The organism is Caldisericaceae bacterium, from assembly GCA_036574215.1.
GTDB lineage: Bacteria > Caldisericota > Caldisericia > Caldisericales > Caldisericaceae > Caldisericum.
Genome location: JAINCR010000086.1, coordinates 1 through 8,162 on the forward strand (window position 1 = coordinate 1; position 8,162 = coordinate 8,162).

Genomic DNA, 8,162 nt, shown 5'->3' on the forward strand with positions numbered 1-8,162 from the left:
TGCGTCAATTCAAGTGTTCCTAAATAATTACCATTTTCATCTCTTACAGCGAAGTATCTTATATATATTAATCTATCATTATGATTTATCCAAAAATCTACAAAAGAACGCTTTCCACTTTTGAAATCATCAAGTATCTTATTTACTATATGAACACTTTTTGGAGGATGGCAGTTTTGCACAGTCCTTCCCAAAACAGCCTTAGTTCTTACAAATACTCTTTTGTCGCCTCTATTGAAAAATTGAACAATATCATCTTTATTAATAAACGTTATTTCAACTGGTATGGTTTCGAAAATTGCTTCTAATTCTTCTAATTTGAATTTTCCTGTTTTAAGATTCAAATAACCACTTATAAATTCATTTTTTTCAACGTAATTACGTTTTTGAGTTAACTCTTGGTCTGTATATTTAGCAAACCCTATATCAAGCATGCTCTCAAACACACTTTCCCATTCTTCTGTTGTAAGTTTATCAATTGCAGTAGGAAATAAGATTTTATTTTCTTTAAAAATGTGAGAAACTTTTAAATCAACAATGTATTTTAATAAGGTAGATAAATTTTTCTGATCATCTAATGTAAAATCTGTTTCCTTAGAAAGATAAGATCGAACTTCTTTAAAGCGTTTTCTTAGAGAATCATGCTCCTTCCACAAAATTTGTGGAGGCTGTATTACATCGTGTTTTTCTAAAAATGGGAATAAAGCATTTTCTTCTCTAACCATATGGTTTTCAATATCAAAAACAAGTTCAAATAACTCATTATTTTCTTTAAGAATCTGCGGAATTTGACTTAAGCTTGATTCTTCAATATTTTTTGCAATATCTAAGAGTTTCTTTAGAATTTGGGAAATATTTTTATGCTCACTTAGAAATATTTTCAGAGGGTGTTCTTTAGGGAGATCTATATTTTCTTTATCAAGAGATTCTCTAAAGATATCAATATGCACATCGCATAATTTGTGTATTTTTTCCTGCGGAAAGTGATGCTGTGTTATAAGAATATTTTCTATTATTGCTATTTCTGCAGGATGAACATTTTCAAGAATTTTCCCAAAGCGTTCTTTTACCTCTTGTGGGGTAATAAGCCCTTTGTCCATGTCAATAAGTAAGTTTTTCATTAAGTTTATTCTTTCCTCTCTTGTTAAGTTATTTTGTATAAATTCACTCATTTTTCACCTCTAATAAATTATAACTAAAAAAGTAATATTTTGCAAGAAAAAATTACCCATTATTTTAAGAAATTTTTGTTGTATATGCCTCAAAACTATTGACAATATTCTAAAAATCTGTAAACTTGATTAGAGAAAAATTGAAAGGAGGCGATTATCCTAACAAGAGTTAGGGGAAAACCAGTGGCAGAAGTTCGTAGAAGACAAAATGAGTCCTTAGAGGACATGCTAAAGAGATTTAGAAGAGAATGCGCCAAAGATGGCATCTATGCTGAAATTAAAAAGAGGAGGTATTACATTCCTCCTAGTGTTAAGAAAAAACAAAAGGATGTAAAAAAGAAGTAAAACTGTGGCAGGTATAACCTGCCTTTAATTATTAAGGTGACGAAATGGCTATAAACCCAAACTTAAAAAAAATTGAAGTAGAGATTTTGACAGAAAGGTTTATTATTAGAGGCTTTATTTTTGTCCCTGCAAATATTCGTTTGTCAGATGCATTAAATAAGTTTCTTAAAGAGACAGTATTCATTGCTGTTACCGAAGCAGAAATAAAAATAGTTAATTCCGAAGATATTTTCATAAAGAAAGATTTTATTCTTGTTAATAAAGAGAAAGTTGTAAGTATTATGCCCCTAGCGGAGTAATTAACTTATTTTATTTATCAATTTTTTTACTTCCTCAATATTAGGCTCAATAAAGAGTGGTTCATTTACAGATTTAATTGCATTTTCTATATCTTTCAAACCGTTACCGGTAATTATAACAACAACTTTATCGTATTTGTCAACTAATTTACTTTTTAAAGATTTTAAGTATCCCGCAAAAGAAGCTGCTGCAGCTGGCTCTGCAAAAATGCCGCTTTTGTTTCCTAGATATCTAATGGCGTAAAGTATCTCAGAATCACTAACACTAATACCAAACCCTTCAGATTTTTTAACGTAGTTTACTGCCATAATACCAGAGCGAGGTATCCCTACAGAAATACTATCAGCAATGGTTGTAGGAACAACTGGCCTTATAACACCATCACCATTAATAGCATCAACAACTGGTTTACAGCCTTCCGCTTGGACAGCAACAAGTTTGGGCATTTTACTTATAAAACCAAGTTCTAACAAATCAAGAAATCCTTTATAGACACCTGAGATAATGTTTCCATCACCTACTGACACAAAAACGTAGTCAGGAACATCGAAGTTGAGTTGCTCAGCGATTTCTAAAGCAACTGTTTTTTTACCTTCTACCGTGTAAGGATTAAAACCAGTATTTCTATTATACCAACCAAATTCTTTTGTTGCTTTAATTGAAAGTTCAAAGGCCTCATCGTATGAGCCATTGACTGCAAAAACGGTTGCTCCAAATACTAAAAGTTGTGTTATCTTGGCTTTAGGAGCATTTTTTGGCACAAAGATGTAACTTTTTAACCCAAGCGAGGAAGTTGCCCCTGCAAGCGAAGATGCCGCATTTCCAGTTGATGCACATGTGATTTCTTTTAAGCCCAGTTCTTGTGCTTTTACAGCAACAACTGCTGAAGCTCTGTCTTTAAGAGAAGCCGTCGGGTTTCTTCCATCATCTTTTATAAATAAACCTGTAACTCCCAAATCTTCTCTTAGATTTTTTACTTCATATAGTGGGGTAAATCCAACTTTAAGTGGGCCAATTTTTTTGTAATCATTTATCGGAAGAAGAGGCAAATATCGGAACATAGTAAAATTGTCGTTATTCTTAAGGTAATTAGGAGTGAAAACTTCTTTAATTTTTTCGTAATCATAATTTACCTCTAAAAGTCCATCATTGCCACAGTGAGGACAGGTATACATTACCTCGTTTTCTTGATACTCTCTTCCACAAACTAAACACTTTAAATGTTTAATGTAAGCCATTGCATAGCTCCTTTCAATACCGATATTGCTACTTGTTTCTTACAACTTTCTTCAATAATTATAATACAAATTAAATGAATCTTTATTAACCTATTGATTTTTTTGTAAAAAAATACTAAAATTTCTTATAAATTTCAATCTTAAAAAAGAGGAGGTAGTGTATGGTAAAAAAGACTTTAAAGGTCGTGTTGGTAGTATTGATGTTGCTGTCACTTGTTTTCACTACTGTATCTTGTAAGCCCCAAGAAACATCTCAGCAACCACAACCTACTGTGCAAGAAAAAACTGTTAAAGCTGGTTTTATCTATGTTGGTCCAACTGGAGACTATGGATGGACTGCAGCGCACGATGAAGCAAGAAAGGCTTTGGAGAAAAAATTTCCCTGGCTGAAAACTGTTTATATAGAATCTGTTCCAGAAGCTGATGCTGGTAGATACATTGATAGACTTGTAACTGAAGAGAAGTGTGATATTGTCTTTACAACAAGTTTTGGCTTTATGAATGCAACTGTTGAAGCAGCTAAAAAGTACCCGAATGTAATTTTTGAACATTGTTCTGGATATGAGAGAGATACAAATTTGGGAACGTATTTTTCCGAACTTTATCAAGCGTATTACCTTACTGGTTTAATGGCCGGTGCATTAACAAAAACTAACAAGATTGGTTATGTTGCTGCTCACCCAATTCCAGAAGTAGTAAGACATATCAATGCTTTTGCACTTGGTATAAAAGAGGTTAATCCAAATGCAAAAGTTTATGTGCGTTGGCTTTTCTCTTGGTATGACCCCGCAAAAGCAAAAGAAGCAGCAGAATCCCTTATTTCAGAAGGGGTTGACGCCCTTGCATTTACAGAAGATTCAACAGCAATTGTTGATGTTGGAGAAGAACACACCAAAAAGGGACAACAAATCTATACATTCTCACACTACAGTCCAATGCTTCAATATGGTCCTGACACAGTTGTTTCAGGACAACTGTCGGACTGGACACCTATATATGAAGACATCCTTCTAAGAGTTTATGGTAATGCTTGGACCTCCAAAGATTACTGGTGGCTTATGCATGAAGACTCATGCATTTTTGGTGCAGATTTTAATAACCCAATTAACCCCAAATTTGAAAATGAACTTAAAAACAAATTTGTTAATGACCCAATTCTTGGGAAGATTAGCGTCTATGATTTAATATTTAAACGAGCAGAACAGATGAGTGAGGAAACTGTCCTTTTTGATCCATTTACAGGAGTAATCAAAGATCAAAAAGGGAACATTCGCTTGAAAGCTGGAGAAAGAGCATCTCACGACATGCTTTGGAGTATAGATTGGTTTGTTGACAATGTGGTAGGAGAAATTCCTAAACAATAAAAAGGTTAGTAATTAGGTTTTCTATAGGGGGCTTGTCCCCCTATACATTTATAAGGAAGGAGTAGGACCTTGGTTGAAAATAAATTTGAATTTAAATCACTTGAATTAGTTGATATTTACAAAGAATTTCCGGGAGTAATTGCAAATAATAAAATTTCATTAAAGATTGAAAGTGGAGAAGTTCTTGCTCTTTTAGGCGAAAACGGGGCGGGAAAAACAACATTAATGAACATTATTTTTGGTATATATAAGCAGGATAGCGGAGAAATAAAAATTAACGGTAAAGAAGTATATATTGATTCTCCAAGAGCTGCAATGAAATATGGCATTGGAATGGTGCATCAACATTTCATGCTTGTAGAAAACCATACCGTTGCTGAAAATATTGCTCTTGGCTTAGAAAATATCCCATTTTTAAATCCAACTAAAAATATCTCTAAGTTAATTGAGCGATATTCCTCAGAAATAGGTCTTCATGTAAATCCAAATGCAAAAATTTGGCAGTTATCTGCTGGTGAACAACAGAAAGTTGAAATACTAAAAACTTTAATCAGAGGAGCAAAGCTTCTCATTTTGGATGAGCCAACTTCTGTGTTAACCCCACAAGAGGTAAGAGAATTATTTAAAGTAATCAAAAAACTAATAGAAAACAACCACTCTATAATATTTATAACACACAAATTAGAAGAAGTTTTTGAACTTGGATGCAATGTGACAGTATTAAGGCAGGGGAAAGTAGTTGGAACCACGAACACAAAAGAGACTTCAAAAAGAGAACTTGCAAAAATGATGGTTGGGAGAGAAATCTTATTTGATTTCAAAAAGGAGAAAGTAGAGGATAATTCTGTTGTTGTAAAAATAGAGGATATTACTGTGGTGAGCGATAAGGGAATTGATGCTGTAAAAAACCTAAGTTTTGAAATTAGAAAAGGGGAGATCTTAGGAATAGCAGGTGTATCTGGAAACGGACAAAAGGAGCTTGTTGAGGCTATAACTGGTTTAAGGCCAGTAAAAAAGGGTAGAATAATGATTGACGGAATAGAAATCCAGAATAAAAATGCAAGGGAAATCGCTGAACTTGGGATTGCGCATATTCCTGAAGAAAGGATAAAATTTGGTATTGCGCCAAACTTATCGGTATATGAAAATTCGGTCCTAAAGGCTTATTATAAGATGCCATTCTCAGTTAGGACTATCCTTAATTTTTCTAAAATAAAAGAGTTTACTTCAAACCTAATTTCAGAGTTTTCTATAGCAACACCCTCAATCGATACAAAAGTGAAATTACTATCTGGTGGTAATATCCAGAAGCTAATATTTGCAAGAGAAACTGCACAAAAACCCAAATTAATAGTTGCAGCTCACCCGACATATGGCTTAGACATTGCTGCAACAGAATTTGTAAGAAAAGAGCTCGTGAAAAAGAAAAAAGAAGGTAGTGCAGTTTTGCTTGTTTCAGAAGATCTTGAAGAAATTCTTCAAATAAGTGATAGAATGGCGGTGATGTTTGAGGGTGAATTTGTAGGCATTGTAGAACCTGAGAATGTTTCTCTTGAAGAAATTGGGTTGATGATGGCTGGTTCTAAAAAGATGTAGGGGGATAAAATGCATTTCTATATTGAAAAAAGAGGTAATACTTCCAAGAGATTCACTAATAGTGTTTATATTATTTCAATTATTTTAGCAGTTATATTTTCAAGTTTTATATTTTTACTTAAAGGTGTGAATCCCTTTTTTGCATTTGGGAAGATTATGAAAAGTTCATTTGGTTCATCGTTTGGCTTGAAGGAAACTATAACAAAGGCTATACCCTTACTTATTATCTCTCAAGGACTTATAGTAGCCTTCAAAGGTAAGTTTTGGAATATTGGAGCAAATGGCCAACTTTTAGTCGGTTCAACAGTAGCTACTTGGGTTGCATTGAATTTTGGGCCAAACCATTCTGCATTTTTAACACTTTTACTTATGTTTTTGTTAGGATTTCTTGCAGGTGGACTTTTTGGTATAATTCCAGCAATACTAAAGGTTAAGCTCAGTATTAACGAAATTATTACAACGCTTATGCTTAACTACATAGCAGAAGATTTCATTGAATACCTTGTATACGGACCCTGGAAGGGAAAAACACAGTACGGGTTTCCTTACACTGATAACTTTCCTCCGTCGGCAGTACTCCCACAAATCCCTGGCTCAAGAATAAGTTTAACATTGGTTATTATTGCATTGACAGTTTCTTTTTTAATATTTTTATTTATAGAAAAAACAAAGTTTGGATATGAAATAAAGGTAATTGGAGATAATCCAAATAGTGCAAAATTTGCTGGAATTGATTTTCTCAAAATAACAATTATTATGATGTTAATCTCAGGAGGACTTGCAGGAGTAGCAGGGGTGGGAGAAGTCTCTGCAATTCACAGGCACTTAACTTATCCAGCACAAATTTCGTCAGGTTATGGATATACGGCAATAATTGTTGCATGGCTTGCCCAATTAAACCCAATTATAGCTATTTTTTCTGCAATTTTCTTCGGGGGAATACTCGTAGGAGGAGATGTAATTCAAACTTCTTTAGGTTTTCCTTTTGCAACCATCAATACATTTAACGGTTTTATTCTGGTCTTTATGATAATTGGTAACTTTTTTACAGAGTATAAAATTATGATAAGAAGGTGATAAAATGTTTGACTTAATTGTGTCTACATTAGCAAGAGCAATGGTTGCTGGAACTCCTTTTTTGCTTGGCACAACTGGAGAAATAATCACAGAAAAATCTGGTATCCTTAATCTCGGAGTTGAAGGCATGATGGCTCTTGGCGCAATTGTTGGTTTTAGTATAACTTACATAACAAAGAATGTGTTAATTGGTCTTTTAAGTGGGATACTTGCAGGTGGAATACTTGCCCTCTTACATGCGTTTATTTCGATTACTTTAAATGGAAACCAAGTTCTATCAGGACTTTCAATTGCAATGATAGGGACAGGAATCGCAGGAATGTTGGGAAAAAGCTATATTGGAATACCATTACCTGTGAGGTTTTCAGAAATTATCATCCCAATCTTATCTAAAATACCATTCTTAGGCAAAATTTTATTCATTAGAGACCCCCTTTTCTATTTGGCAATAATTTTAGCAATAATTTCTTGGTTTATACTTTTTAAAACCAGGATGGGCATAAATTTAAGATCCGTGGGTGAAAACCCTAAAGCTTCTGATTCTTTAGGAGTTAACGTAGCATTAACAAGGTATATTGCAACTTTTGTCGGTGGTTGTTTTAGTGGTTTTGCTGGTGCCTACTTAACTTTAGCTTATATGCCTTCTTGGATTGAAGGAATGACAGGCGGAAGAGGTTGGGTAGTTATTGCTCTTACAATCTTTGCTCAATGGGATCCGCTTAAAGCAATACTTGTTTCTTATCTTTTTGGAACAATTGATGTTTTGCAGTATATACTCCAACCACTTGGTATACCAGTTCCAATACTAAAAATGACACCTTATGTTGCAACTCTTTTAATTCTACTAATTACTGCAAGAGAATTGATAAGAAAACATTTAGGTTCGCCTGCAAGTTTGGGTGAGCCTTTTGTTAAAGGCGAAAAATGATAAAAAGGGCTTTAAAGCCCTTTTTATTTATAAAAAATGCAAAAAATAACTTCTTTAACTTTTGCTTTTTATGTATCTTCCGTAGCCAGGTTTACCTACTATACCAATCGCTCTATCGTAAATAACACTACCACGTAAGATG

The 8,162-nt window shown here is 33.7% G+C and carries 8 protein-coding genes; 6 read left to right on the forward strand and 2 right to left on the reverse strand.

What is annotated here, in order from left to right:
• Nucleotides 1–1,172: DUF438 domain-containing protein (locus K6343_05400; protein MEF3245395.1), on the reverse strand; the 1,172-nt coding region annotated here is incomplete at its 3' end.
• A gap of 183 nt (nt 1,173–1,355) precedes the next feature.
• Between K6343_05400 and rpsU the strand changes: the two genes are divergently transcribed.
• Together rpsU and K6343_05410 are read left to right on the forward strand one after the other, a co-directional pair.
• Nucleotides 1,356–1,517 carry a 30S ribosomal protein S21 gene (gene rpsU / locus K6343_05405; protein ID MEF3245396.1) on the forward strand — a complete coding sequence of 54 codons (162 nt, stop codon included), beginning with the start codon at nt 1,356–1,358 and terminating at the stop codon, nt 1,515–1,517.
• Nucleotides 1,518–1,561: 44 nt separating this feature from the next.
• The gene (locus tag K6343_05410; protein MEF3245397.1) at nt 1,562–1,816 is read left to right on the forward strand and encodes a hypothetical protein; all 255 of its coding nucleotides are present in this window, start codon (nt 1,562–1,564) and stop codon (nt 1,814–1,816) included.
• Here K6343_05410 and K6343_05415 read toward each other — a convergent pair whose 3' ends face one another.
• Nucleotides 1,817–3,055: a threonine synthase gene (locus tag K6343_05415; protein ID MEF3245398.1), complete on the reverse strand. Its 1,239-nt coding sequence runs from the start codon at nt 3,053–3,055 to the stop codon at nt 1,817–1,819.
• Between the two features lie 161 nt (nt 3,056–3,216).
• On the opposite strand from K6343_05415, the gene K6343_05420 reads away from it, so the two are divergent.
• From K6343_05420 to K6343_05435, 4 genes are all read left to right on the forward strand, one after another.
• Nucleotides 3,217–4,419, forward strand: a complete 1,203-nt coding sequence (locus tag K6343_05420) for a BMP family ABC transporter substrate-binding protein (GenBank protein MEF3245399.1) — start codon at nt 3,217–3,219, stop codon at nt 4,417–4,419.
• A gap of 69 nt (nt 4,420–4,488) precedes the next feature.
• The gene (locus K6343_05425) at nt 4,489–6,015 is read left to right on the forward strand and encodes an ABC transporter ATP-binding protein (GenBank protein MEF3245400.1); all 1,527 of its coding nucleotides are present in this window, start codon (nt 4,489–4,491) and stop codon (nt 6,013–6,015) included.
• Between the two features lie 9 nt (nt 6,016–6,024).
• On the forward strand, nt 6,025–7,092 hold the full coding sequence (locus tag K6343_05430) for an ABC transporter permease (protein MEF3245401.1): 1,068 nt from the start codon (nt 6,025–6,027) through the stop codon (nt 7,090–7,092).
• A gap of 4 nt (nt 7,093–7,096) precedes the next feature.
• Nucleotides 7,097–8,020, forward strand: coding sequence for an ABC transporter permease (locus K6343_05435; protein MEF3245402.1), 924 nt, complete (start codon nt 7,097–7,099; stop codon nt 8,018–8,020).
• The last annotated feature ends 142 nt before the right edge of the window (nt 8,021–8,162 follow it).